The following is a 526-nucleotide window of genomic DNA, read 5'->3' as shown; positions in this document are numbered from 1 at the left end:
ATTTGTATTAACAAAATCAATAACATATAGTAAAAAATCAGGTTTTTATGCAGGTTTAGGTATTAATACAGGTGTTTTAAGTCATACTTTTTTTGCGGCTGTAGGCTTATCTGTTTTACTTTCTAAGTCAGTATTTGCTTTTACAATACTTAAATACATCGGTGTTATTTATCTTATTTATTTAGGTATTTCAAAATTTAAAAACGGCAATAAAATACTGTTATTAAAAGAAGAGAATCTATCGGATAAAAGCAAAAAAAACATTTTTTGGTCGGGTTTTTTAACTAATATTTTAAATCCTAAAGTTGCATTATTTTTTTTGGTTTTTTTTCCGCAATTTATTAGCTCTAAACAATTAGATAACCCAATTCCTTTTATTTTTTTAGGTTTTACGTTTGCGTTTATAGGTATTGTTTGGTATTTTATATTTTTTTTTTTTGCAAGTAGTTTATTAGATACAATCAAAGATAATTCTATTTTTAATAAATGGTTACATTTAATAAGTGGTATTGTTTTTATAGTAATT

General features: G+C 23.4%; 1 protein-coding gene. It reads left to right on the top strand.

The features are described from left to right. The coding region (locus tag GCE9029_RS27195; RefSeq protein WP_062667997.1) for a LysE family translocator at positions 1–526 on the top strand (526 nt) is incomplete at both ends.

The organism is Grimontia celer (assembly GCF_900055185.1).
Classification (GTDB): Bacteria; Pseudomonadota; Gammaproteobacteria; order Enterobacterales; family Vibrionaceae; genus Enterovibrio; species Enterovibrio celer.
This window is presented reverse-complemented; position numbering and strand designations above follow the sequence as displayed.